The organism is Spirosoma arboris, assembly GCF_009754945.1.
Lineage (GTDB): Bacteria > Bacteroidota > Bacteroidia > Cytophagales > Spirosomataceae > Spirosoma > Spirosoma arboris.
Genome location: NZ_WPIN01000008.1, coordinates 236,448 through 262,098, shown reverse-complemented (window position 1 = coordinate 262,098; position 25,651 = coordinate 236,448). Strand labels below are relative to the sequence as shown.

The window sequence follows — 25,651 nt, the reverse complement described above, 5'->3', positions numbered from 1 at the left end:
TTGTCAAACGGCTCTGCCGCTCTCTGTATGCTCGATTCGCTGCTTACTCCTTCTTCATCAGCCACATTGGTTGATTCACCCGTTCTCTACACGTCTTCGCTCACTGAGTATATCCGCAGGAAAACCATTACGATCAACATTGGTGATGTGCCGATGGGGTCTGATTATCCAATCCGGGTGCAGTCGATGACGACGATTGACACGATGGATACGCTGGGCTCAGTGGAGCAATCTATTCGGATGATTGAGGCTGGTTGTGAGTATGTTCGCATTACAGCGCCGAGCGTGAAAGAGGCCCAGAATCTGGAGAATATCCGCAAGGAATTACGGGCACGAGGCTACACGACACCCTTAGTAGCCGATATTCACTTTACGCCCAACGCAGCTGAGCTGGCGGCTCGGATCGTGGAAAAAGTCCGCATCAACCCTGGCAACTACGCCGACCGCAAACGCTTTGAATTTATTGACTATACCGATGCCGCCTACGCATCTGAATTGGAGCGAATTCGGGCAAAATTTTTGCCACTGGTTCGTATCTGTAAAGAATACGGTACGGCCATGCGGATCGGCACCAATCACGGTTCCCTCTCGGACCGAATTCTGAGTCGCTATGGCGATACGCCCGTTGGCATGGTGGAGTCGGCACTGGAGTTTTTGCGGATTTGCGAGGATGAGAATTATTATAATATCACTCTCTCCATGAAGTCGAGTAATCCACAGGTGATGGTGCAGGCTTACCGGCTGCTGGTGCAACGTATGGATGAAGAAGGGTTGAAACCCTATCCATTACACCTCGGCGTAACCGAAGCGGGCGAGGCCGAAGATGGGCGTATTAAATCGGCGCTGGGTATTGGTACGCTGCTCGAAGATGGCATTGGTGATACTGTTCGGGTGTCGCTGACGGAAGAGCCAGAACGCGAAGCACCCGTTGCGCAGGCTCTTATTGATCGTTATACCAATCGAGCAGCCGAGAGCAAGGCTATTACTGCGATTAAGTCATACCCAATCAATCCATTCCAATATACTCGCCGGGTTACTCATGAGGTTGTCAATTTCGGTGGTCAGAATGTACCGCGGGTTATTGCCGATTTTAGCCATACACCCGTCTCTGCGCATAACGCACTTCATCCAATTGGGCATTTTTACCTGCCTGAACCCGATAAGTGGCGGATGAATGATCTGGGTGCCGATTATATTTATACGGGCTCGCATCCTGCACAGTTCATGCTTCCCAATGGCCTGAAACAAATTCTGGATTATGCCGTCTGGCAAACCGTTTCAGACAAAGTCAATTCATTCCCTTTATTGACTGCCGATACGTATTTACAGACCCATCTGGAGAAAGGGTTGTTGCACGAACGCCTGAACCTTGTTCAATTAACATTGACAGAGCTTTCTGATGAACTGCTCAATGCGCTTCGACATGATCATACCGTTGTGCTGCTTATCAGCACCGAGAATGCGCATGCCATGCCGGAGTTGCGCAGATTGTTCGTTGAGCTTATCAATCAAAGACTCACAACACCTGTTGTGGTGCAACGCACGTATGCAAACATTCCAACTGAAGATGTTCCACTTTATGCAGCTACCGATGTAGGTGGCTTGCTGATCGATGGTTTAGGCGATGGAATTATGCTGTCCGCATCTGGGCAACCCGAAGCTAGTACTTTGAAGTCCCTCAACAGTCTTTCGTTTGGCATTTTACAGGCGGCACGAACACGGATTACCAAAACGGAATATATCTCGTGTCCGTCGTGTGGTCGGACCCTGTTCGATTTGCAGGAAACGACGGCCCATATCCGCCAACGCACCGATCACCTGAAAGGTGTTAAAATCGGTATCATGGGTTGTATCGTAAATGGTCCTGGCGAAATGGCCGATGCTGACTACGGATACGTAGGTATCGGGCGAGACAAAATAGCCCTGTACCGAGGTCAGCAGGTGATCAAAAAATCGGTTCCTGCCAATCGTGCCGTTGATGAATTGATCGAACTGATTCGTGAAGATGACCGCTGGATTGAGCCAAGTTTAGTGAATGAATAACATAAGACATATTTTTTGTTATCCTTCCTTTCGTCGGAATGACAAAAAGTCCTGAAACATACTCTCGTGAACAAATTCATTGATTACCTGAAGATTGGGCCTGTTTTCGCCTATTTCCTACGCGTATTCCGCAAACCTGATCCAAATCAGCCAACCAGTGTAAACCTCCGCATGATGCATGGCATCAATCGGATTTCGATCATTATGTTTTTGTTTGCGATTATTGTCTATAGCGTTCGTCACTGCGGCCGATGAATACAGAAACCATACGAGACTATTGCATTGCTAAATCAGGCGTTACCGAATCGTTTCCCTTCGGTGGCGATGCACTGGTATTTAAAGTGGGGGGAAAGATGTTTGCTCTACTGTCTACCGAGAGTCGACCAACGACCATTAATTTAAAGTGCGACCCGGAACGGGCTGTTCAACTGCGGGAAGAGCATTCTGCTGTAACACCCGGTTATCACATGAACAAGACGCATTGGAATACGATTACGATTGATGGAAGTGTTCGCACAACAGAGCTTCAGGAATGGATTGACCATTCGTATGAACTGGTCCGAAAAAGTTTACCAAAGGCAATACAAATGGGGTTAAACTAAGTTTTTCAGTTGTTCAAACGCCCTGGAACGCTTAAATTCGCAAAGGTTAGGAAAACCATACGGGGATATGGAAGTTGTAGGATTAGGTCTGCTTTTTGGAATTTATCTGACTATCCGGTATTTCATAGTCGATCATGATACCATTGCCGATAAAGACCGGAAACGATTTAGAAAAGGCATTGATCTGGTTCAAAAACGAAACATTGCCGAAGCTTATCCTTATTTCGACGATGCCGTTCGGCAATTCCCAAAATCGGCCGTTGCTTATGCGTATCGGGGTAAATGCCAGCTTATCCAGGAGAATTATTATTCTGCGATTTACGACTTAACCGAAGCCATTAGTCGGGACAATACCTTAGCCGAATGTTATTTAGATCGCGGCATTGCCCTTTATTATACCAATGAATTTCAACAGGCATTCCGGGAGTTTGATAAAGCCGTCTGGCATTTCCGGGATGAACAGCCCGATGCTTATCGCTGGCGAGCTTTAGCCCGGATTCAACTTCGGCAACTCCCCCAAGCTGAAAATGATCTCCGTCGGGCCGTCTCACTTGGTGACGAAAATTCGTTTCACCTTCTTCTTCAGCCTCCTTTTACAAGACCGATCTTTCAAAAGTAATTTTGGTGCAGGTATCTCCTATTTATCTTCACCAAGATTCATTTACCTATAAAACCTTGCTGACTTACAGCATATTGTGGATGGTCGATATGTCAGTAACGTTATTTTATCAATCAAAAAAGGGGCGTTTCTTGGAAAGAAACGCCCCTTTTTTGATTGATTCTGTCTGCTAATCCTACTTTAATTTCCCAATTTGCTCGGCATTCTTACGTGTGTCAATATGACTTGCCTGGGCCAATTCCATTGATTTTTGTGCTGCCTTCTGGGCATCAGTAATTTTACCACCACGCCGGTAGGCTTCGGCCAATTCATAATATAAATCAGCCTGCTCCTGGGGGCTGGGTTTCAGGGCTAGTCCTTTGTTAAGCCACTTTATCACTGTTGGTACATCACTAGCATCGGGACTGCTTCGATTAAAAAGCCGCGAAATGTATTGGTATTCCAGAACCGTTAATTGATTGGAATTGACTTGATTTTCCATGCGTTCAACAGCCTTAGCAGTCTGATGAGCGCGGAAATACGCATTCACTTCGGGTAGCAACGTTCGATTGGCCACTATTTTAGGATCAAATCCAACTTTAACCAAATCCTCCCGAATCTGTAGAATTCTCGAAATCGGGAACTGTGCTCCCCTCCCACTATAAAGAGAAGACATCAGGATATTTTCAGCAACCATCTGTGCTTCTTTAGCACCATAAGCCTTTCGATAGGTATCCATGTGCGCCAGCATATACTGAAACATAGGATTCTCCGAATCAAGTACAAGTTTTTGTAGAGCCAACCAGTTAGTCTGATTTGCATACGTCGCGGCCGATTGCTGCCTGGCATAGTCATTCATAGCTGCTATGTTCGAAACCGTATCCCTTGTCACACGACTATACATGGCAAAGTCGATCAGAAAATTGGCCGATCGCTCGCCTTGTTGGTAACGCGATTTCATCGTCTGACTACGCGTTTTTGGATCAAGAGCAGTAGTTCCATGACGAATTACCTCATCCGTTGAGTTATTACTCATGGCAAAGTGAACCAGATTCTGCTGCGGATCGAAATACAAAAACAACGGCAGCGAAGGCACAAACAACCGGCGGCTATTTAAAAAAGCCTGCGTAGCTGGCTGATTAACATCTAGCTGTGTGTTGATGAACTTGTCGTTATAAAATTTGCCAACCCGTGCATCGGCTAGTGTAGGCTTAAAACTTTCGCAAACATGGCAGGTAGGCGAGAAAATTTCGATAAATACGGGTTTACCTGACCGCCGTGCCTCTTGGAAGGTTTTCTCAACCGGCGCCGGCTTAAATTGAATACCCGTTTGCGCCAGGGTACTCGTTGCCACAAAAAGCAGCAGCAGAATCTTTTTCATGAATCGTAAAATCATTGATAAACAGGCATCAGCAAATTAACGGCCAATGTGCTGGCTTGGTGTTTATTATTGCTGCTTTTGTTGCTCTTTAATTTCCTCTTCAAGCCGTTTACTGAGCACTCGGCAGGTATTTTCGATATCAGTCGCCATGCGTTTATCACCTGTAGCATTGATGGCCGTATCGGCAATACCGCTCATCATTTCAATCAGGAATCGTTTCATGTCAATAACCTCCATCTCCTTTGTCCAGAGGTCAATTTTGAGAGTACTGTTATGGTAGTGATCCCATAAGGCAATGGCAATGGCACGAGTGTCACTAAGGCCTTCGTTCGGATTGTCGGTAGCTTCCCAGTATATTTTTTCGGGGATATTCTGGTTGTCCAGCTCAACAGAAAAGTGAATGTCTGATTTTTTCATAAGACAAAAATACGTAGTACGGTTGGAAACCCGCATGATTAAGCAACGCAAATCAGCTTAATGAGATTCCGTCAGGTTTATCGAGTTCGTACAACGGCTAGCTTCTTCATCAAATCGCCACGATTTCCTTCTGGAATGTTAATAGGAATTGTATAGTTATGCATAAATAATTGGCTACGTTCCAGACGAGATACATGATCCAGATTAATTAGTAGCGACCGCGATAATCGGTGAAAATTGGCAGTAGAAAAGTATTGCGCCAGATAGCCCAAGTTCATAGCGAGCAGATATGGTTTTTCTTCGCCAGCCATATAAACCTTTACATAAGCGCCTTCAGCCAGCAGGTAGATTACTTTATCTTTATGTATTTTCTCGTACCCTTTATTGATCGGCAATAATAGTGTTTCTGAGGTCTGTAGATTTTTGGTATGCTGATTCATATACGCTAACTCTACCTGAAAAGCGAGTTCGTGCTGACGAAACGGTTTGAGCAAATAAGCAGCGGGCATCGTTTCTCGTGCGCGCTGAAACGTTTGCGCTTCGGAATGGGCCGTCAAGTAGATGATTGGCATCCGGTGATGACTGAGTAATTCACGGGCCGTATCGATTCCATCGGCGGAGGATCTCTCCAGTGAGATGTCAATCATGGCCAGATCTGGCAAATATTTTTTTACAGCGGCAACAGCTTCCTGCGTATTTCGGGCAATGGTTATGATACTGTGACCCGCTTTTTCCAGTGTTTCCTGAATATCGGCAGCCGTTATGGTCTCATCTTCAACAATCAGGATATTCAATGAATTCATAGCTATAATCGATTGAATTTTAGTGTGAATAGTGTACCACCACTATTGGTGAACTGATATGAGCCCCGCAATTGCTCAACCTGCATCTGAATTAGTCGCATTCCAAATGACAGCTGTGATTTAGATGATAAGTCCGTCAGTAACGGTGGGGCAAAGCCAGCGCCGTTATCTGCTACACACAGCTTAATTTGGTTGTTTTTGTGTTGACAGGATATTCGAAAAACAGGATCTGAATGCGAGGGAAAAGCATATTTACAGGCATTTGTGGTTAATTCATTGAGTAACAAACCGAGTGCTAGAGCCCTGTCGGCAGATAACTCAATAAGTTCAATATCATATAGTGGCTGAATATGTATGTTGCCATACGTTTGCAGGACAATATCAACCAGTTCAGGTATGTATTCCTGCAAGTTCACCTGGGCTAACGCATCGCTATCATAAAGTCGTCGGTGTAAAATAGCCATGGTTTCGACTCGCATCTGGCTCTCTCCTACAGCTGTTCTGGCGGTTTCATCATCCAGGCGGTTAGATTGTAAACTGAGCAGACTAGATACTACCTGTAAGTTATTTTTAACCCGGTGATTTTGCTCTTTAACCAATTCAGCATTCTGGCGACTAATCCGCTGATTTTTTCGGTAGAGCCGAAAGAAAACTACGCTCATAGCAGCAGTAACTAGCAACAGAGCAGACATAGCTAACATAGAGCGTTTCTGTGCTAATAGGTTTTCAGCTCGTAATGCCAGTTCTTTTTGCTGGGCTTTCAGCTGAGCTTCTTTCTTTTCAGTCTCATATTCAAGCCCAAGGCGAGTTACAGCCCCATCCCGATCTGTGATATAGTTATTACGTTCCAGCTCGTGTATCTTCTCTGTATGTTCATAAGCCCGCTGCCAGTCACCTATTTGTAGGTAATAGTCTCTATAGCCCTTTTCAAGCCAATCCTGATCAGTCTGCGAGTTCGCAAACGGGCTTTGAGCAAGGAATTGGTCGGTTCTACGAAGCCACTGCCATGCTGGCTTAGGTTTATTCATACTTAAATACATTCCTGCCATCTCGCGCATGATCCGAAACTGCCAGGTTGGCTCCTTTTCTTTTTCCGCCAGATCCAGGGCTTTTTGCAAATAAGAAATACCGTTAGGATCACTCTTTTCGTACCAAAGCCTGTTAGCAATGAGTGACAAACGATTCAACTGAACCAGAAAGTCCTTATGGTCATTTTCGATTAAAGCCTCATCTGCTTTCTGATAATAGTGAGCACTATCAAGTTTAGACTTGGGCCAGCCTAACTTTTTACCACCGTTCGACCAATCGATTACATAAAAATCGGCCATAGCCGAGTAGGCTCGACCAAGTGCCTGAGTAGATCGAATCCTTCTAGCAACCGCTAATGATAACTGAGCATAATGACGCGTTTCCAAATAATGTCTCTGTCGGCTTTCATTCCTACTAAGTCGGAAATAGAGACGGCTCAGATTAAAGGAATCACCACGAGGTTCGAGAATTGCCAACGATTTGAGAAACCAGCGTTGCGATGTTAGGAGGTCGCCAGCAGCCTCATAGGTCTTACCATACAAATAATAGGCTTCTGCTAACATAAGAGAATCTTTACTAGCTACCGCTTTGCGGTGTACAGTATCAGCATAGAGCAATTTATGCTGCTGCAGGGGAAGAATTATGGGCTTCTGCGCAAAGGTCCAACCTGCTACCATATGTGCGACAACAAGTGCAAGTACAATACTTCTAAAGCACTGGACATGTGGACTAAGCATGATGAAAAAGAGGGATTTAGTTGCCTAAAGTAATGGGAAATCAGACCTGTTACAAGCAAAAAAATATCGTCATGATAAACAGGGGTTTCATAAAGAAAAGACCCGGTTTGGTAAAGTTCCTATATCACCCTTTTCAGAAATTATGCAGCTTTAAAATGACTTCTTAGTTTCCGTAACCTACTTTTTCTAATCACACATACATATTGACTTTACTATGAAACTTTTTACAAATCTCGTTTGGCTACTTGTGCTGGCTTTCTACCCAGTTAGTGTAATTCTAGCTCAAGACAATCCCGAAGATCGGCTTGCAGTGGCTGTACTTCCTTTTACCTCTTCTAAAATTGTGAAAGCTGAAGATGTCGAAACTATTTATGGGCAGGTTACTGAAGCATTTGTAAATACCCGCCGATTTACTGTTATAGAGCGCAAAAACCATGCGGCTGTTTTTGCTGAACTGGAACAACAAAAACAGGAAATCTATATGAACAGCACCAATCTTGCTAAACAAGGTATGCAGTTGGGAGCCAACTATTTAGTACTTGGCGATGTGGGCGCAGGTGGCTCTAACAGTGCGGTAGCAATTACACTAAAATTAGTGGATGTAGAAACCAGTGAGATAGTGGCTTCCAAGAACATTTCGAGTGATAACTCTGGTACCAAAAAACTTCTTAGTACGGGTCTAGATGTATTCTCAATTACGAGTGCGTCGAAAAAGGGGTATTACAATAATACAGATGTGGCAGTCAATTCAGCAGGAAAGACAATGGTCAACAATCTGTCAATTAATACACTTGATATTGGCAAGCGTGTTAAAGACTTTATCGTTGAATACTTTCCCCTTAACTCCAAAATCATCAGTATCGAACAACAGAAAGGGGATGAAGCAGAGAAGGTCCTGGTTGCTGTGGGTGAAGGTATGAGCCTCAGAAAAGGGCAAACACTCTATGTTTATGAGCAAACAATGCTCGAAGCTGGTGGCCGAAAGCTGCGCCGAAAAACCGAATTAGGCAAAATTCGCATTGAGTCCATCGAAGGTGCGGTAAGTGTCTGTAAAGTAAGTGACGGAGGCACTGCCATCCTGAAAAAATACGCAGGAAACGGCGTCTATGTCAGCACAAACAAGAGTAAATAATTACCACAATCATGAAAAATGTAATAATTGGCTGCATCCTTCTTGCTGCCGCCATGCTGGCAGGCTGTGCCCGTACACCCGTTAGCAACCAGATTGCATACCTTGGACAGGATACACGCGGCACACTGAAAATGCGTGTAACGGGCTTTGGTAGTAAACAAATTGAAATAGAGCATAATGCCCAGGTGAAGGCATTCGAGCAATTACTTTACGTAGGCTTACCCGATGCTACCAGCGCCGAAATCAAGAATACCGATTTCCGATTGCCAATGGTAGAAAACAAGGCTACCGTTCAAGGAATGCCCTTTCTTCGAAATTTCTTTGAGAATAAAGACTATCGTCGATTCGTAACAGAATTAACGATGCTGGACGACAAGAAACTACGGGCCAGCAATTCCGAACGCACCCTTCCTTTTGCTATTGGCATCAACTACGACGCATTCCGCCGGTTCATGGAACAGAACCAGGTGATCCGAAAATTTGGCTATTAATTCTATCCACACCAATGAAACAATTCTTTCTGCTAATGACTGGTTTGTTACCGCTAGGCGTATTTGCCCAGCAGGTAACGACCAGTAAAGAAACCCCGGCCGAAACCCGACAATTGGTTACCCGGCCCACTATTATGGTGTTCCCTTTCTTTAAAGAGGGTGAAGACATTCGTAAACTTGTGGAATCAGATGTAAACAATCGGGTAGTCATTACGAAAGTGAAAGAAGCCTTCGATAGTCGAGGTTACTCGACGGTTGATTTTTTATCGAAAGTGCGAAACCTTCAAACCAATGATGCCCTAACCAGTGATAAACAGACTGATGTCAAAACGGCTATTATTCAATCGTCGAACACAGATATATGCGTAGAAGTTGAGTATGATTTTGAGAAAGGCTCGTCAGGCAATCGGCTCAAAGTAATCCTGACAGCCTACGAAAGCTCGGCTTCGGCCTCACTAGCCAACAAAATTGGGTTTAGTCGTCGGATGTATTCTGAGGATGTAAGTAAACTAGCCTCCGACGCTGTCGAGACTGTTGTTGCTGACTTTCTAAATGTAATGCAGGAAAAATTCAACGACATTGTCGAAAATGGCAAGTATATGGCGCTGGAATTCAACCTCAATTCTGACTCAGGCGTGAACATGAGTAGCGAAGCGGGAAAAGACAACCTACCCTTATCTGATGTACTGGAAGAGTGGGTTGGTAACAATTCCAAAAGTTACCATATCCAGGGCGTTACAGATGCGAAAGTGTTATTCGACGTAGTGCGGGTTCCGCGCATGGACGCACAAGGCAAGTCATTGACGTCTACCCGCTACGGTCTAGAAATCTTGAAATTCTGCAATAGCCTGGCAGTTGGCAGTAAAAAGTTGAAAGTCGAACGACTGATTAAAGGCAATACCATTTACGTCTCGTTTAAATAACCGGTCAACTTTACGCCTAACTCCAATGATACGTATTGTTTTATTGTTGACGGTGCTATCGGGGCCGTTAACCACAACTTTTGCCCAAACTGAGGGAACGGATACGTTTGGGAAGCTGGCTATATCGGTAGTCACTCCCGATGAACAGCAAGGGTTTAGCTCAGAAAACCTTTCGATGCTCAGCAGCAAACTGCTCGCTCTACTAACCACCAATGATATTGCTTCAAGTAGTATCGAGGATGCCATTATACTGTACCCAGTTGTCAAGATATATAATGAGCGGGAGATTCAGCCAGGTCTACAAAAACTGACTGTGATTGATGGTGAAATGAGCCTGTTTATCATGCAAACGAGCGGCCGGGTTGTCTTTGCCAATATGACGAAGAAAGTACAAGGTAGTGGGCGATCGCACGCACTGGCAATCAATAACATTATTAGTACGATCAAAACCGACGACCCGACTTTCGACGCATTTATCAAAAAAGCTCGCTCTAAGGCAATTTCGTACTACACGCAACGATGTTCGTCGATTCTTGCCCAAGCTGATCAACTGGCTTCGACTGGTAAACAAGAGCAGGCGCTCAGCTTAATTACCAGTATTCCAGCCGAAGTACCCTGTTTTGATCAGGCAAAAAGTAAAGCTATTGCTATTTTCCTAACGTATCAGGCACGTCATTGTAAGGAAGTTATCATGGCCGCAAAAGCCAGATTTGGAACCAATGCCTATCGCGAAGGTTTCGATCAATTAAAAACCGTTGATCCTACTTCTCCCTGTTTCAACGAAGCCACACAGCTCTTTAATCAGAATAGTAAAGAAGTCGACGAGAATACAAAGCGTGAGTGGGAATTGCTCAATAGTATTTATAAAAATGCTTTTGAGCTAGAGAAATATCGCTATAAGGCCATCTCTGAATTGGCAGTACTCTATCTGGCATCAAATCCCCGACACAGTAGCTATGATGTCCTGATCAGATAAGTGATAAATACATGGCAGGCATTTTCGACCAAACAAGAATCAGCGTAAAAGCGGTACTTTCGCCCTCAAAAGCGACCTACTATATGTACACTCTATACGCCATCTCCAACTGCGATACCGTAAAAAAAGCCCGCGCCTGGCTAGCCGAACACGGCGTTGAGTATCAGTTTCATGATTATAAAAAGCAGGGGATTGATCGAAAAACGATTGAGCACTGGCTCACGCAAAAATCGTGGGAGGAATTGGTAAATCGGGCCGGTATGACCTGGAAGCAGTTACCCGAGACTCAAAAGCCAACCAATTCTGAGGAAGCGATTACGTTGATGATTGAAAAACCCTCTGTTATTCGTCGCCCACTGATTGAGGCAAACGGCCAGATTGTCGCATTGGGTTTTAAAGCCGATGCTTACACTGAAACGTTTTCTAACTGACTTGGGGTTCTTCCTGTAAATACTACTGAAATGGTAAGGAGAACACTGGATTCACCGGAAGATATCAAATTTCTGGTGGATTCGTTTTACGAGAAGGTCCAGGCAGATTCCCTCATTGGTCCTATTTTTACCGATGTCGCTCAAGTGGATTGGTCGAAACACTTACCCAAAATGTATGCGTTCTGGGAATCGATCATTCTAGGCAACAATGCTTACGATGGACATCCGTTTCGTCCACACCTGATCGTCAATCAAAAGCATACGCTCACAATCGATCACTTTGAGCGTTGGCTACAGCTATTTTCGGCAACACTTACCGAAAATTTCACTGGTGAGACCGCCGAACAAGTCCGGCAACGCGCTACTCAAATCGCGCTTGTGTGGAATAACAAGCTGGAGTATATTAACAACGACTCCTATATGGAGGACTAACAAGTAGGGCGGGCTTCCACCCGCCCTACATATTACTGCTTCGAGAACACTTTCTTCAACAAATCTGTAACCCGAGCGGCTGGGTTTTCACGAATTTTTTCTTCCTCCTGTGCCACTAAAATAAATAATCCATCTACGGCTTTGCCTGTCGCGTACTCCGTCAGGTTTGGGTTAGCCTTTTGTACAAATGGGATTTTGTTGTAAGTATTTACTAAATCGCTGTAGTATTTGGTTGCGTTATTTTTCTTCAGGGTGCTATCAATGATAGGGGTAAATTCGGTGACCAACTGCTGGCCCGATGTCCGGCGGAGGTATTGTGTAGCGGCATCTTTTTGTCCCTGCAAAATTCCTACTGCATCCTGAATACTCATTGATGTAATGGCCTTAACAAACACAGGCGCGGCTTTCTTAGCCGCATCTTCGGCAGCCCGGTTCATCGATAACTCAAATTGATCAACCTGCTTACCAAGCCCTATCTGCCGCAGTTTAGTGGCTACATTCTGCGCTTCGGGTGGAAATGCGATCTTCAATAACGGGTTCTTAAAATAACCATCCAGTGCCGACGCCTGAGCAGAGCCATTCGTTACACCAACGCGTAGGGCTTCTTTCAAACCAGATGCTATATCGGTGTTTGTCAGACTACCAGACGCGCCCGAAGGCTGGCTAACGGCGTTGATAATTTTACCAAAAATACCACCACCCGTTGACTTCTGACGGGTTGAATCCTGAGCATAGCCAGCTTGGGTTAAGGTTAGGGCCAGCAATGCGGCTGCAAGAACAGTTTTTTTCATCATTGAATTTATCAGGTTACCATTTTATAACGGTCAATCGCGCTAAATCGTTTTTTCGTACTTTTGACCGCTAGCCGAAACGAAGGTTTAACATAAGTCGTTACTCGTTCTAGCTACTTAAGACTGGGTTTTACGATCCACGTAACGCGAATGACCAACATGATCCGTGCCGAAATCATTACCATCGGCGACGAAATTCTTTTCGGGCAAATTACCGACACAAATACGCAGTGGATTGGTACCGAACTCACCAACATTGGCATACGCCCTGTCCGCAAGTCGTCGGTAGGTGATCAAGCCGATGCTATTTTGCAAATTCTGAATGAAGCGCATCAACGTGCTGATGTGATTATCATTACTGGCGGCCTTGGCCCTACCAAAGACGATATTACCAAAAAAACGCTCTGCACGTATTTTGGTGTCGGAATGGTTCGTAACGAAACGGCGTTGGCACTGGTGACAAGCTTTTTCGAGAAGCGAGGTCGTGCTATGACTGACCTCAACCGCGCTCAGGCCGATCTGCCTGCCAACGCCGTTTACATTCAGAACGATTGGGGAACAGCCCCAGGCATGTGGTTCGAGCACGAAGGTCGGGTATACATCTCATTACCGGGTGTGCCGTTTGAGATGAAGCACCTCATGTCCAACCGGTTCCTACCCAAATTGACTGAACATTTTCAAACCCCAATCATCAAACACAAGATGATTCGGACGGTGGGCATTGGGGAGTCATTTCTGGCCGAACGTATCGAAGCCTGGGAAGATGCTCTCCCTGATCATATTAAACTGGCTTACTTGCCTAGTTTCGGCGGTGTAAAACTGCGCCTAACCGCCACTGGCGATGACAATGATTTACTTGATTGGGAGCTAGCCGAGCAAGTACAGAAAGTAATGCCGCTGATTGAAAAAAGTGTATTTGGTTTTGATAACGACGAGCTGGAAGATGTTGTCGGCACACTACTGAAAGAGCGAAATCTCACGCTGGGCGTGGCTGAAAGCTGCACAGGTGGTTATGTTTCTGCTCAGATCACAAAGGTGCCAGGCGCATCAGCTTACTTTTGGGGAAGTATCGTCAGTTATAGTAATGCAGTCAAAGTGACCCAATTAGGCGTTCAACCTGAAACGCTGGATCAGTACGGCGCCGTAAGCGAAGAAACGATTCGCCAAATGGCAGAGGGTGCTCGAAAGGCATTAGGCACGAACGTTGGTATTGCCACAAGCGGCATTGCTGGTCCAGACGGCGGCACGCCCGATAAACCCGTCGGTACCATCTGGATTGCCTGCGCCACCGATCAGCGCACCGTTACCCGGCTTCTAAAACTTGGTCAGTACCGCGACCAGAATATTCAACTCACCACAACGTATTTGCTGAATATGCTGCGGGAAGAACTTTTAAATATATGATGTATGATATATGATGTATAATATCACCGTGTACATCATATATCATACATTATACTTCATACATCAGAAATGGCTCTCATCGATATGATCATGCCCAAAATGGGCGAAAGTATAATGGAATGTACGGTCATTACCTGGCTAAAAAAGCCCGGCGACCGCATTGAAGTTGATGAATCGGTACTGGAAGTGGCGACTGATAAAGTGGATACTGAAGTACCAGCTCCCTGCAATGGTATTCTGAAAGAGCTTCTGGTGAAAGATGGGGATGTAGTAGCCGTTGGCGCACCAATTGCCCGTATTGAAGCAGAGGAGGCAGTTACGAGTGAATCAAAACCCAGCGAAACTGATCCAGATAATGCCGATCAGACACCCAAAGGTATTGGTGATATTGCTAATGTTCCAGCCGAACCAGCACCCATTGAGGTCACCGAATCTGCCCGCGAACTAGAAGCCAGTATTTCGGCAATGAGTAGCCGACCTAGTTCCGTTCCGGTAGGAAGTGCGACTGCTTTTCCTGATCGCTTTTATTCACCTTTAGTATTGAATATCGCGAAAGAGGAAAACATTTCACGGAACGAACTCGACCGAATCCCCGGCTCTGGGGCAGACAATCGCGTCACTAAAAAAGACATTCTGGCTTACGTCATTGACAGGGCCGAAGGACGATTGCAGGGAGCAGGGAGTACGGAGCAGGGGATAAAGAGCACGGGCTCTCAGTCTATACTACCCCCAGCACCGAGCCCCGTGCTCCAGGCTCCTCGCTCTGTAAACGGCCAGGCTGATATTATTCAGATGGATCGAATGCGGAAAATGATTGCGCAACGAATGGTGGAATCAAAGCAGATTTCACCCCACGTTAGCTCATTTGTTGAAGCAGATTTGACACCTGTTGTCGAATGGCGTACGCAGATTAAAGACCGATTCAAGCAACAAACTGGCGAAAATCTGACCTATACGCCTATTCTGGTTGAAGCTATCGTGAAAGCTATTAAGGACTTCCCGATGATTAATATCTCGGTTGATGGTGACCAGATTTTAGTAAAAAAAGCAATTAACATCGGTATGGCAGTAGCCTTGCCAAGCGGCAATCTGATCGTACCAGTCATCCACAATGCCGATCAATACAACCTGACGGGATTGGCAAAAAAAGTAAACGATTTGACTAAGCGAGCACGAGAAAATAAACTCACAGCCGACGATTTGGCAGGTGGGACTTATACGTTCTCCAATATCGGTATGTTTGGCAATCTGATGGGTACGCCTATTATTGTGCAACCCCAGGTAGCCATTATGGCCTTTGGAGCCATTGTGAAAAAACCAGCCGTTATTGAAACGCCACAAGGAGATTTTATCGGTATTCGACAATTAATGTTCCTCTCTCACTCCTATGACCACCGTGTAGTTGATGGATCATTAGGCGGACAATTCGTTCGGCGCGTCGCCGATTACTTAGAACAATTTAAACCGGGATTTAGCTGATTTATGGATAAAACTGATTTTGCTAATGACGTATCCATTTTATTGAAATGCAAAAACAAAATCCAATAAATCCATAAATCAGCTAAATCCCGGTTCAGAAACATATGAAACAACGCATTGCTATTGACATGGACGATGTCATGGCCGACACACACGCCAAATTTATCCGGCTTTATCTGGAAGGCGAAATGCCTCGCTACACGCTTGAGGAATTAAAAGAAAAATCATTTCACGAACTGTTCGATGAGAATGAGTATGATGCCATCTCGAAGCGAGTCTATGAACCAGGTTTCTTTAGCGATATTCCTGTAATGGAAGGAGCGCAGGACGTGATTGCCGACCTTATGCAGAAATACGATATTTTCGTAGCATCAGCAGCCCAGGAATTCCCAAACTCATTACGCGAAAAATGGGATTGGCTACAGGAACATTTTCCGGCTATTTCGTGGCACAACTACATTTTTATGGGCGATAAGAGTGTCCTGAACACAGCCTACCTGATTGACGATATGCCCCGAAATCTTCGTACGTTCCAAGGCGAAGGTCTCCTTTTTGATGCCCTACATAACCGGGATGACAAGCAGTTTCAGCGCGTAAAGTCCTGGCAGGATGTAGCAAAGGTTTTGCTGTAGTTTCTTTTTCTGTCATTCCTCCTCGCGTCGGAATGACAGAAAAAGAAAAAGCTCCGATTATCGGAGCTTTTTTTATGGCTAGAACTAGACGTTGATTATGCCTCAATTTCCTTTTCAACTTCAACCCGGCGGTCGTGTCCAACTTCAAATTGCGCTTTTTTCGCTTCAGCTGATGGTCTTAATCGAACAATATGAAGTTTGTGCAGAATACCAATTAATGGGAAAGTTGGATCAAACTCGAACCATTTAGCTCCGAAATTTGCCGAATTAGGGCGTTTATGGTGGTTATTTTGAAATAACTCACCCATCATAACGACATCCAGAATCAATGAATTTTTCGATTTGTCCTGATTGTCGAAATTTGCGTAACCATACTTATGGCCGCTCCAGTTGATAATAGCACCGTGTACAGGCCCCATCACAAAGTGAACAGGAAGCAGAAAGAAAAATGCCCAGTGCATATCCAGGTAGATAAATGCAAAGACATAGAATATGGTGTACAAAACACCCCAACCAGCCCGCGATACCCACGAATCACCCAGCTTTTCAATAAAATTCCACTCGGGATAATTCCGGTCGAATTGTTTTTCGATGGCCTGCTTGCGGTGTAATACGGCGTTATAAATATCTTTTGTCTTCCACATCATCGTGAATACATTCTTGGTGTGATGCGGAGAGTGAGGGTCTTTTTCAGTATCACTAAAGGCGTGGTGCATCCGATGTAGCACAGCGTAGGCACGTGGGCTCAGGTAGGACGAACCTTGCGATACATAGGTCAATGCATAGAAAAAACGCTCCCAGAATTTGCTCATCGAGAACATTTTGTGGGCCGAATAACGGTGCAGAAAAAATGTTTGGCAGAACAGGGACAAATACCAGTGTCCAAGAAATGCGGCCAGTACAATCACAATCTTAATTAATTAAAAGGTGAACAAGACGAGTCACTAAGAATATTACTACAAAACTAACGAATTTTCGACCGATTTGGCTTTCCTTCCCCAAATAATACTTTAATTAATTTGTAGTCGTCGCATACTGTAACAGATTGGCACCCATACGCAAAGCCTGCTGACGAACAGGTTCAGGGTCGTTATAAACACTCTGATCTTCCCAGCCATTGCCTAAATCGCATTCATAGCTATAAAAACAGATCAACCTCCCCTGATAAATCAGCCCAAAGCCCTGCGGAGCCTTGCCATCGTGTTCGTGTACTTTTGGTAAACCACTCGCAAATTTGAACTTCTGTTGGTAAACCGGATGATTGAATGGAAGCTCGATAAAATTAAGTTCGGGAAAAACCTTCTTCATCTCCCGACGTATAAACTTATCCAAGCCATAGTTATCGTCGATGTGTAGAAAGCCACCAGACATCAGGTAACGACGCATATTCTGCACGTCGGCATCACTAAACGTAATGTTACCGTGGCCCGTCATGTGAACAAAGGGATAACCGAATATATCTGGACTACCAGGCTCAACAATGTCTTCTTCCGGAAAGATATTCATCCGAAGATTGGCATTAGCAAACTTGATGAGATTAGGTAATGAGGTTTTATTGGCATACCAATCACCCCCGCCATTGTATTTCAACTTGGCAATTTTATAGGCGTACTGACCTTTGGCAATGAAAATTGACGAATGGAAAATAAAGAATAAGATAAGAAGCTTTTTCATGCGTTTATAAAGTTCAATAGTTGGCAGGCCGTTAAAGCGGCTGTTTCGGTACGCAGCCGATTGGGACCAAGCGTTACCATCCTAAAACCAGCCGCAACTGCCTGCTGAATTTCCTTTTCTGAAAAATCGCCCTCGGGGCCAATTAACACCGCGTATTGCCCAGCTATAGTTGCCAACTTAGCCAAATGAACAGCAGGTTCATCATCAGGCAAATGAGCAATAAACCGTTGCTTTTCTGATATATTTTTCAGCAGTTCGCCAAATGGAACAGCTTCATCTAATATAGGCAAAAACGATTGTAATGACTGCTTCATGGCAGATACAGCAATCTTTTCTATACGTTCCAGTTTCAAAACCCGGCGTTCTGAATGCTGACCGAAAAAGAAACTTATTCGCTCTATACCCACCTCTACTGCTTTCTCCACAAACCATTCGATACGGTCCAAATTTTTTGTTGGTGCCACACAAATCCGGATTGAGAATGGGCGTGGGAGAGCTGTTTGCGTATTCGTTATCCGAAACAAACAACGTCGGGCATCAGCTTTTGTAATAACGGCTGTATATTGGTTTCCGTGTCCATCGGTAACTGCAATAATCTCACCAATACCCAAACGCAGGGTTTTGATGGCGTGGCGCGAATCATCTTCGCTTAAAAATTCAACAGGATTGGAGTAACCCAGACCGGGTTGATAGAACAAATGCATAGGTAACACAAAAGTAGGCGAATAGAACTATCGGAACCCTACCCGTTATTTTTTTGTAATTTTGCAGGATATTATAAGTTAGCTGTGAAAAAAGTTGCCTTCTATACACTCGGTTGTAAACTGAACTTCTCCGAAACCTCAACCCTGGCTCGCTTAATGGAGCAGCACGGTTATGAACGCGTGGAGTTCAACCAACAACCAGACATCTTCATCATAAACACCTGCTCTGTAACCGACAATGCCGACAAAAAATGCCGGAAAATTGTTCGCGAAGCACAGAAAATTAACCCCGATGGCTACGTGGCTATTCTGGGATGTTATGCCCAGTTGAAGCCCAAAGAGATTTCGGAAATTCCCGGAGTCGATGCCGTTTTGGGCGCTTCCGAGAAATTCCGGTTGCACGAACTCATGTCAACATTTGAGAAAGTGCCAACCGGCCAACCAGCGCAGGTATTCAATTCGCCCATTGAAGAAGCGATCGAATATCATGCTTCTTACTCGCTCAACGACCGGACACGCACGTTTTTGAAAGTTCAGGATGGTTGTGATTATCCTTGCGCCTATTGTACGATTCCGCTCGCACGTGGTAAAAGTCGCTCCGATACAGTCGCTAACGTAGTACGTGCTGCCCGCGAAATCGCAGAACGTGGTGTTAAAGAAATCGTCTTAACGGGTGTAAATATTGGCGATTTTGGGTTGATTGACGGCCAGCGTCAGGAAACATTTTTCGATCTGGTACGAGCATTAGATGAAGTTGAAGGTATCGAGCGGTTCCGGATTTCAAGTATTGAACCCAATTTGCTTACTAATGAGATTATCGAGTTTGTTTCTCAGTCGAAGCGATTTGTACCTCATTTTCATGTGCCTCTACAATCAGGGAGCAACCGGGTGTTGGGTCTGATGCGTCGTCGATATAAACGCGAACTTTATGTCGACCGGGTACAGAAAATCAAATCCTTAATGCCCCATGCCTGTATTGGTGTGGATGTAATTGTCGGGCATCCCGGCGAAACCGATACCGAATTCAAAGAAACCTATCTGTTTTTGAACGAACTACCGGTATCTTATCTGCACGTATTTACGTACTCTGAGCGCCAAAATACACCGGCAATAGGCATTAAGCCTAGTGTGCCAGGACATGTTCGTGCCGAGCGGTCGAAGATGTTACATATTCTGTCCGACAAAAAACGTCGGGCCTTTTACAATTCTCAGATTGGGCGGGATGCCACTGTGCTATTTGAAGAAGATATCGCCAACGGACAGATGCAGGGTTTTACCGAAAACTATGTTCGGGTGGTAGCCCAATACGATCCACTACTGATCAATGAGACGCTACCTGTTCGATTGACTCGTATAAATGCGGAAGGGCTCATGGAAGTTGAGGAGCTCGAAGTGGTGTTGGAGAAACACTAACTCTTTTGCAACTTGGGCCGGTAATGATTACCGGCCTTTTTTTATCTTTCTTATTCTTACCGCTTACTTACATGAAATTAATCGCTGAGATTCTAATTGGTGTTGTGGCAATCGAGCATATTTATATTTTATGGCTGGAGATGTTTGCCTGGACTACCCGAGGGCGCAAAACATTCCGATCACTTGCCCCGGAGCTATTTGAACCAACTAAGGCTCTGGCTGCCAATCAGGGGTTATACAATGGCTTTCTAGCAGCCGGTCTAATATGGTCACTACTGATTAACGATAGCGCCTGGCGTATAAACGTTGCTATATTTTTCCTGGGTTGTGTGATTGTTGCCGGTATATATGGCGCATTGACGGCTCAAAAATCCATCTTCTTTGTTCAGGCGCTGCCCGCCATTTTAGCCTTAGCGGTTACCTTACTGGCTTAAATCCTAAACCAAGCAAACCATGACACAAGGCGACGGAACAAAAGAGAATCCCTGGCAATTAAAAACTCCTCCTGGCACTGCCGATTACACGATGTACAAAGCAGAGAAAGATGGCAACGATATATTAATGTGTACCGTCGGAAAAACTGTTTTACAGTACGATTACCGTTGCCTTACCGATCTTCACACTATGCTCAAAGAGCATGGTGACTGGATGGAACTTGGTGCTGCTGACGAACAAAAGCCAGCCAAAGACGGAACTGTTGAAGCCTGGGGTAGATCGACAGAAAACCCAGTTGGTGGATGGTATGGATTAAAAAAAGGCCTTCGTGGACGTTTTGGGATGTATGTTCCGCCTTTGATGGAAGCACTCGGTCTGGCCGAAGTGGAGCATAATCCCAAAAACAATCGCATGCGGGCGATATAAAGTAAAGCCTATTATAAAATAGGAAACCGCTCCCAGGCGGGAACGGCTCCATGAGTACAACAAAACCACAGATAAAGCTGCCAGACATTAGGCCAGACAGGTGCCTGTGGCTCTGTCGCTGTATAACGTACTATGTATGATCTACTATTATAACTTCTATATATAGGCTATAAGATGTATGATATAGGATGTGTGAACGAAGCCATATACCCTATATCATACATGATACATATAATTTACGCTTCGATGAGGAATTCGTCATGCTGGCTGACATCCAGACCAGACTTCTCGTCTTCTTCTGTTACGCGCAGTGGTAGAATCAAATCCGTTACTTTCAACAAGGCATACGACAAAACGAAGGCGAAAACAGAAACGGCAACCAGAGCGATCATGTGGTTAACAAACAGAGTCGTTTGACCAAATGCCAGACCTTCGTCAACTACCGCTGAGTTAACACCTTTGCTTGCAAAAATACCTGTCATAACCATACCCACCATACCACCAACACCGTGGCAAGGGAATACGTCAAGCGTATCGTCAAGCGTAGATTTAGAGCGTAGGTGAGCAACGTAGTTCGAAATCATAGCACCAACCGTACCAATGAAAATGGCTGTTGGAATCGTTACAAAACCAGCCGCTGGCGTAATAGCTACTAAGCCAACCACAGCACCGATACAGAAACCCAGAGCAGATACTTTCTTGCCTTTAGCAGCATCGAATAGTACCCAAGCCAGACCAGCAGCGGCAGCAGCCGTGTTTGTTGTAGCGAAAGCCGAAGCAGCAAGTGGAGTTGCGCCAACTGCCGAACCAGCGTTGAATCCGAACCAGCCGAACCACAGTAGACCTGTACCTAACAATACAAATGGAATGTTAGCTGGTGGGAAGTAACTAGCTTCGAGGTGCGATTTCCGACGCTTCAGGTACAAAGCACCTGCCAGAGCAGCCCAACCAGCCGACATGTGAACAACTGTTCCACCAGCAAAGTCAAGCACACCTAGTTTGAACAGGATACCATCTGGGTGCCAGGTCATGTGTGCTAATGGTGCATATACGAACAGGCTGAACAGAATCATAAACAGAACGTACGACCGGAAGTTGATACGTTCTGCCATTGAACCCGTTACTAGAGCCGGTGTAATAACAGCAAACTTCAGTTGGAAGAAAGCAAATACAACCAGTGGGATTGAAGCCGCTAATGACCAGGGTTTGCCGTCCAGCACACCTTTGAACATGAAGTGGTCCATTGGGTTACCGATGAAACCGCCAATCGACGATCCAAATGCCAGGCTAAAGCCGACTACTACCCATAAAACACTAATAACGCCCATTGCAACGAAGCTTTGAAGCATCGTTGAGATCACGTTTTTGTTGTTAACCATTCCGCCATAGAAATACGCCAGACCAGGCGTCATTAATAAAACCAGGGCAGTAGCTACAAGCATCCAGGCAGTATCGCCAGAGTTGATGCCTTCCGTCACAATTTGTGTTGGAACGCCATTGAAACCGGGGATTACGCCGAGCACGGCGACAACTCCCAACAGAATAAGAGGAATGTAATTGGGCTTTTGCATGGTAATCGAGGTTTTTTGTTGTACTGAAATAGTTAAAAATTAAATTAGGTTAAGAAAACGAGGTACTTGTATTAGAATTTAAAGATGGCGGCCATACCAAGCGTAGCTTGTGAGGTTGTAAGCGAGCCGTCATTTTTCTCAAATTTGTTGGCCGAGTAGCTATCAATCCGCAATTCGGGTTTGAGCAGTACGTGACCGTCAGCAGCGGTGATATTACCTGTAACCGTAATCGAGTTAACACTGGCGCCATTACCAGCAGCATCTGTCAGTGCGCGAGCTCCATTCTTGTTATCGAACGTTTCGTAACGAACACCTAAGCCAAATTTATCAGTGAACGCGTAGTTAGCATAGCCAGCAACTCCACCCCAGCTCTTCGACGTTACTGGACCGCCTACCCCTTGATAATCACCCTTTTGCGAACCACTGGCTGCATTCAGACCCAGGAAAAACTTTGGTGTAATCTGATACGTTGTCGTCAGATCGAAGAGTTGGTAGTTTGCATCATCAGCCTTTACTGTTGTCGTTCCTGACGTAACATCCTGCGAAGCTTCGTTAGATACAATAGCGTTCAGGTAGACATTCCAGCCCGAAACAGGCGAGAAAAAGAACTGACCGATCAGGCCTTTCTTTTTATTGTTATCAACCAGGTTATCGACGTTGTTCACCAGGCCGACCATTAACGAAGCTTTGTCGCTAAACGCATATTGGGCTTTTAAACCAATGTGATAGAAGGGTCCGTTGTTGAACAGGTTGGAGAGCGAGTAATTGTAGTTAAGCGGAGCATCAATTACTTCGTAACCGATGTGAGTACCAAATTGACCGGCAGTGAACGATAATTTGTCGGTTGCTTTAAAAACGATGTAGGCCTGTTTGATGGCTAAAGCTGTCGAACCTGGCGTACCCAGCAAACCTACATTGTTACCATAGTTACCTAGGTCAGCAAACGTTCCGAACGTCAGATCCATAACAGCATCAACCTTGCTGGCTGAATAAACCGCCTTAGCCTGAATCAAGCCAATACCAAACTGACCGGCCTTTTGATCGAACGCCCGGGCATTACCAACGCCAGAACCATTCAAACCTAAGTTCGATTGGCTTTTTGGGTTGTTGAAGTTGCCGAAATAATAGGTGTCCATGTAACCGGAGAAAGTGAATTTTCCGGGAGTAGCACTAGTAGAATCCTGCGCTTGAGCAGCAAAACCAAGAAACAAACAGTTAATAAGTAAAATTGCTTTTTTCATACTAATAATTTGGCGGGGGAAAGATCCGTTGTATGTTGTATTTCTGAGCAAATGTTGTCATAGAAATTATCCTACGCAAGTTATAGTCCAAAAAAAATACCTGTTTTTGTGTTTTTTAGTCAATTTTATTGAAAATATGCTATTCATTCCATCATAAATACTGAAAATAGCCCAAAATAAAATTTTTTAATTTATTTGGCTTCAGAAGCAATTCGCCAAATATTATTCTTGTAGGAAGTTAACAGATTTCGGCCTCAAAATCGACTGGTTTAGGCCAATAAATGGTATAAAACAACAATGCCCGATCAGTTCACTGATCGGGCATTGCCAGATATTTTTAGTATACTATAGTTTTACGCTTCAGCGTGCAACCACGCCTTCTTCGCCAATAGAGTTTCTTCTTCTTCTACATGCTCAGGGTCGGGCACGCAACAATCTACTGGGCAAACAGCTGCACACTGGGGCTCTTCATGAAAGCCCATACACTCAGTACACTTATCCGATACAATATAATAAAACTCGTTTGAAACCGGGGATTGCGGAGCTTTACCACTCACAATTGTACCATCACCAAAATCGACTTCGGTTAATTCGGTTCCTCCACTCCAAGTCCATTCAACCCCGCCTTCGTAGATGGCCGTGTTAGGGCATTCGGGTTCGCAGGCACCACAGTTGATGCACTCGTCGGTGATCATGATTGCCATGAGCAGTCTGATTTATATATGCTAAAAATGTAACTTTCTAAATTGAACAACAAATATAACTATTTAAAGGTTGACCGCAAACTAATATTTCATTACATTAGTTGATGGTGTATTCCATTTGTTTATCTAATTCATGCTTCAATCAGAACGCTTGCAAACGTTCGTGGCTCTAGGCGACTTTATTCGCTCAGCCAGTGCGCAACCCGAACTTGACGAAATTGCTCAACGGGCTTATCATAAGAACAATTTTTTTACACCCAACAACTCACTGAACGCCTTACGAGCTATTGCGGACCAGTTTCTGCCGGAAGACAGACTTACAGCCTGGATAGGTCAATATCAGGCTATACTCGCTTCTCATCCACATGCTGAGCCCCGTAAAGTGGGCGTTGTTATGGCGGGCAATATCCCCGCTGTTGGATTTCACGATCTACTCTGTGTACTCATGAGTGGCCACAAGCTATTAGCTAAATTGAGCACACAAGATTTTGTACTAATCCACTATTTAATACAAAAATTAAAGGAGATTAATCCAACATTTGACGAGTGGATTGAAGAAGCTGAGCGGTTAAATGCGGCCGATGCTTACATTGCTACTGGCAGTAACAATACAGCTCGTTATTTTGAGTATTACTTTGCTAAAAAACCACATCTTATCCGCAAAAACCGGACATCAGTAGGACTATTGATGGGTGAAGAAAGTGAAGATGAGTTTCTGAAACTCGGCCATGATATTTCCGATTATTATGGTCTGGGATGCCGTAATGTATCGACTTTGCTTGTGCCGGAGGAGTACGACTTTATACCGCTCTTACGAACGCTGGAACCCCAGGCTTCCATTTATCTAAATAATCATAAGTACCAGAATAACTATGATTATAATAAATCCATTTACCTCATTAACGCCGTTCCTCACCTCGACAACGGCTATTTGCTGGTAACGGAAAACCCTGGCCTGGTCTCCCCCATCTCTGTTCTGTATTATCAAACTTACCAGACGCAAGCCGATGTATCAAGCTGGCTTTCTAACCACGCCAGTCAGATTCAGGTGGTAGCTTCAGCAAGAGGCTGGTACCCTGGAAGTGTTGCTTTTGGGCAAACCCAACGTCCTGGTTTAAGTGATTATGCCGATGGCGTAGATACGATGAAATTTCTGGCAACATTATAGAGACCGGCAACCGG

At 44.8% G+C, this 25,651-nt stretch carries 28 protein-coding genes; 17 read left to right on the top strand and 11 right to left on the bottom strand.

Annotated elements, in window-relative coordinates:
* Positions 1 to 27: 27 nt before the first annotated feature.
* From ispG to GO755_RS21990, 4 genes are all read left to right on the top strand, one after another.
* Complete coding sequence (gene ispG / locus GO755_RS22005; protein WP_157587443.1) at positions 28 to 2,043, top strand: (E)-4-hydroxy-3-methylbut-2-enyl-diphosphate synthase; 2,016 nt, start codon at positions 28 to 30, stop codon at positions 2,041 to 2,043.
* A 66-nt stretch (positions 2,044 to 2,109) separates the two neighbouring features.
* Complete coding sequence (locus GO755_RS22000; protein ID WP_227687054.1) at positions 2,110 to 2,298, top strand: DUF6728 family protein; 189 nt, start codon at positions 2,110 to 2,112, stop codon at positions 2,296 to 2,298.
* Positions 2,295 to 2,645: an MmcQ/YjbR family DNA-binding protein gene (locus GO755_RS21995; RefSeq protein WP_157587441.1), complete on the top strand. Its 351-nt coding sequence runs from the start codon at positions 2,295 to 2,297 to the stop codon at positions 2,643 to 2,645. The genes GO755_RS22000 and GO755_RS21995 overlap by 4 nt, the downstream gene beginning before the upstream one ends.
* Positions 2,646 to 2,712: 67 nt before the next feature.
* Positions 2,713 to 3,264 (top strand): tetratricopeptide repeat protein, encoded by a 552-nt coding sequence (locus GO755_RS21990; RefSeq protein ID WP_157587440.1) that lies wholly within the window; start codon positions 2,713 to 2,715, stop codon positions 3,262 to 3,264.
* Positions 3,265 to 3,439: 175 nt separating this feature from the next.
* Here the strand turns inward: GO755_RS21990 and GO755_RS21985 are convergent, their stop codons facing one another.
* The 4 genes from GO755_RS21985 to GO755_RS21970 form a co-directional block, all read right to left on the bottom strand.
* Positions 3,440 to 4,624, bottom strand: coding sequence for a thioredoxin family protein (locus GO755_RS21985; RefSeq protein WP_157587439.1), 1,185 nt, complete (start codon positions 4,622 to 4,624; stop codon positions 3,440 to 3,442).
* A 66-nt stretch (positions 4,625 to 4,690) separates the two neighbouring features.
* Complete coding sequence (gldC, locus tag GO755_RS21980; RefSeq protein ID WP_111349042.1) at positions 4,691 to 5,041, bottom strand: gliding motility protein GldC; 351 nt, start codon at positions 5,039 to 5,041, stop codon at positions 4,691 to 4,693.
* Between the two features lie 77 nt (positions 5,042 to 5,118).
* Positions 5,119 to 5,844 carry a response regulator gene (locus GO755_RS21975; RefSeq protein WP_157587438.1) on the bottom strand — a complete coding sequence of 242 codons (726 nt, stop codon included), beginning with the start codon at positions 5,842 to 5,844 and terminating at the stop codon, positions 5,119 to 5,121.
* Between the two features lie 2 nt (positions 5,845 to 5,846).
* Positions 5,847 to 7,550, bottom strand: coding sequence for a sensor histidine kinase (locus GO755_RS21970; RefSeq protein ID WP_198174894.1), 1,704 nt, complete (start codon positions 7,548 to 7,550; stop codon positions 5,847 to 5,849).
* Positions 7,551 to 7,824: 274 nt separating this feature from the next.
* Here GO755_RS21970 and GO755_RS21965 point away from each other — a divergent pair, with 274 nt between their 5' ends.
* From GO755_RS21965 to GO755_RS21940, 6 genes are all read left to right on the top strand, one after another.
* Positions 7,825 to 8,742, top strand: a complete 918-nt coding sequence (locus GO755_RS21965; RefSeq protein ID WP_157587436.1) for a CsgG/HfaB family protein — start codon at positions 7,825 to 7,827, stop codon at positions 8,740 to 8,742.
* Positions 8,743 to 8,753: 11 nt separating this feature from the next.
* Complete coding sequence (locus GO755_RS21960; RefSeq protein ID WP_157587435.1) at positions 8,754 to 9,233, top strand: hypothetical protein; 480 nt, start codon at positions 8,754 to 8,756, stop codon at positions 9,231 to 9,233.
* A gap of 14 nt (positions 9,234 to 9,247) precedes the next feature.
* The gene (locus GO755_RS21955; RefSeq protein WP_157587434.1) at positions 9,248 to 10,156 is read left to right on the top strand and encodes a DUF6175 family protein; all 909 of its coding nucleotides are present in this window, start codon (positions 9,248 to 9,250) and stop codon (positions 10,154 to 10,156) included.
* A gap of 25 nt (positions 10,157 to 10,181) precedes the next feature.
* Positions 10,182 to 11,132, top strand: coding sequence for a hypothetical protein (locus tag GO755_RS21950; RefSeq protein ID WP_157587433.1), 951 nt, complete (start codon positions 10,182 to 10,184; stop codon positions 11,130 to 11,132).
* 83 nt (positions 11,133 to 11,215) lie between these two features.
* A complete protein-coding gene (locus tag GO755_RS21945; RefSeq protein ID WP_157587432.1) occupies positions 11,216 to 11,563 on the top strand; it encodes an ArsC family reductase in 348 nt (115 codons plus the stop codon).
* Positions 11,564 to 11,593: 30 nt separating this feature from the next.
* Positions 11,594 to 11,995, top strand: a complete 402-nt coding sequence (locus GO755_RS21940; protein WP_157587431.1) for a group III truncated hemoglobin — start codon at positions 11,594 to 11,596, stop codon at positions 11,993 to 11,995.
* Between the two features lie 32 nt (positions 11,996 to 12,027).
* Here the strand turns inward: GO755_RS21940 and GO755_RS21935 are convergent, their stop codons facing one another.
* Positions 12,028 to 12,789: a DUF4197 domain-containing protein gene (locus GO755_RS21935; RefSeq protein ID WP_157587430.1), complete on the bottom strand. Its 762-nt coding sequence runs from the start codon at positions 12,787 to 12,789 to the stop codon at positions 12,028 to 12,030.
* A gap of 147 nt (positions 12,790 to 12,936) precedes the next feature.
* Here GO755_RS21935 and GO755_RS21930 point away from each other — a divergent pair, with 147 nt between their 5' ends.
* The 3 genes from GO755_RS21930 to GO755_RS21920 all read left to right on the top strand — a co-directional run bounded on the left by GO755_RS21930 (position 12,937) and on the right by GO755_RS21920 (position 16,301).
* The gene (locus GO755_RS21930; protein WP_157587429.1) at positions 12,937 to 14,190 is read left to right on the top strand and encodes a competence/damage-inducible protein A; all 1,254 of its coding nucleotides are present in this window, start codon (positions 12,937 to 12,939) and stop codon (positions 14,188 to 14,190) included.
* Positions 14,191 to 14,259: 69 nt separating this feature from the next.
* Entirely contained in the window at positions 14,260 to 15,669 is a 1,410-nt protein-coding gene (locus tag GO755_RS21925; protein ID WP_157587428.1) for a dihydrolipoamide acetyltransferase family protein, read from the top strand.
* Between the two features lie 104 nt (positions 15,670 to 15,773).
* Positions 15,774 to 16,301 carry a 5' nucleotidase, NT5C type gene (locus GO755_RS21920; protein WP_157587427.1) on the top strand — a complete coding sequence of 176 codons (528 nt, stop codon included), beginning with the start codon at positions 15,774 to 15,776 and terminating at the stop codon, positions 16,299 to 16,301.
* A gap of 95 nt (positions 16,302 to 16,396) precedes the next feature.
* Here GO755_RS21920 and GO755_RS21915 read toward each other — a convergent pair whose 3' ends face one another.
* The 3 genes from GO755_RS21915 to GO755_RS21905 all read right to left on the bottom strand — a co-directional run bounded on the left by GO755_RS21915 (position 16,397) and on the right by GO755_RS21905 (position 18,679).
* On the bottom strand, positions 16,397 to 17,209 hold the full coding sequence (locus GO755_RS21915) for an acyl-CoA desaturase (RefSeq protein WP_317165936.1): 813 nt from the start codon (positions 17,207 to 17,209) through the stop codon (positions 16,397 to 16,399).
* Positions 17,210 to 17,315: 106 nt separating this feature from the next.
* The gene (locus tag GO755_RS21910) at positions 17,316 to 17,975 is read right to left on the bottom strand and encodes a DUF4159 domain-containing protein (protein ID WP_157587426.1); all 660 of its coding nucleotides are present in this window, start codon (positions 17,973 to 17,975) and stop codon (positions 17,316 to 17,318) included.
* A complete protein-coding gene (locus GO755_RS21905) occupies positions 17,972 to 18,679 on the bottom strand; it encodes a 16S rRNA (uracil(1498)-N(3))-methyltransferase (protein ID WP_157587425.1) in 708 nt (235 codons plus the stop codon). The genes GO755_RS21910 and GO755_RS21905 overlap by 4 nt, the downstream gene beginning before the upstream one ends.
* 84 nt (positions 18,680 to 18,763) lie before the next feature.
* Between GO755_RS21905 and mtaB the strand changes: the two genes are divergently transcribed.
* From mtaB to GO755_RS21890, 3 genes are all read left to right on the top strand, one after another.
* Complete coding sequence (gene mtaB / locus GO755_RS21900) at positions 18,764 to 20,092, top strand: tRNA (N(6)-L-threonylcarbamoyladenosine(37)-C(2))-methylthiotransferase MtaB (protein ID WP_317165935.1); 1,329 nt, start codon at positions 18,764 to 18,766, stop codon at positions 20,090 to 20,092.
* 71 nt (positions 20,093 to 20,163) lie between these two features.
* Positions 20,164 to 20,526, top strand: coding sequence for a DUF1304 domain-containing protein (locus tag GO755_RS21895; RefSeq protein WP_157587424.1), 363 nt, complete (start codon positions 20,164 to 20,166; stop codon positions 20,524 to 20,526).
* A 19-nt stretch (positions 20,527 to 20,545) separates the two neighbouring features.
* Entirely contained in the window at positions 20,546 to 20,953 is a 408-nt protein-coding gene (locus GO755_RS21890) for a DUF6855 family protein (protein WP_157587423.1), read from the top strand.
* A gap of 236 nt (positions 20,954 to 21,189) precedes the next feature.
* Here GO755_RS21890 and GO755_RS21885 read toward each other — a convergent pair whose 3' ends face one another.
* From GO755_RS21885 to GO755_RS21875, 3 genes are all read right to left on the bottom strand, one after another.
* On the bottom strand, positions 21,190 to 22,524 hold the full coding sequence (locus tag GO755_RS21885; RefSeq protein ID WP_157587422.1) for an ammonium transporter: 1,335 nt from the start codon (positions 22,522 to 22,524) through the stop codon (positions 21,190 to 21,192).
* A gap of 71 nt (positions 22,525 to 22,595) precedes the next feature.
* Complete coding sequence (locus GO755_RS21880; protein ID WP_157587421.1) at positions 22,596 to 23,765, bottom strand: porin; 1,170 nt, start codon at positions 23,763 to 23,765, stop codon at positions 22,596 to 22,598.
* 353 nt (positions 23,766 to 24,118) lie between these two features.
* Positions 24,119 to 24,469 (bottom strand): 4Fe-4S dicluster domain-containing protein, encoded by a 351-nt coding sequence (locus GO755_RS21875; RefSeq protein WP_157587420.1) that lies wholly within the window; start codon positions 24,467 to 24,469, stop codon positions 24,119 to 24,121.
* 133 nt (positions 24,470 to 24,602) lie between these two features.
* Between GO755_RS21875 and GO755_RS21870 the strand changes: the two genes are divergently transcribed.
* Positions 24,603 to 25,637: an aldehyde dehydrogenase family protein gene (locus tag GO755_RS21870; RefSeq protein ID WP_157587419.1), complete on the top strand. Its 1,035-nt coding sequence runs from the start codon at positions 24,603 to 24,605 to the stop codon at positions 25,635 to 25,637.
* Positions 25,638 to 25,651 lie beyond the last annotated feature (14 nt).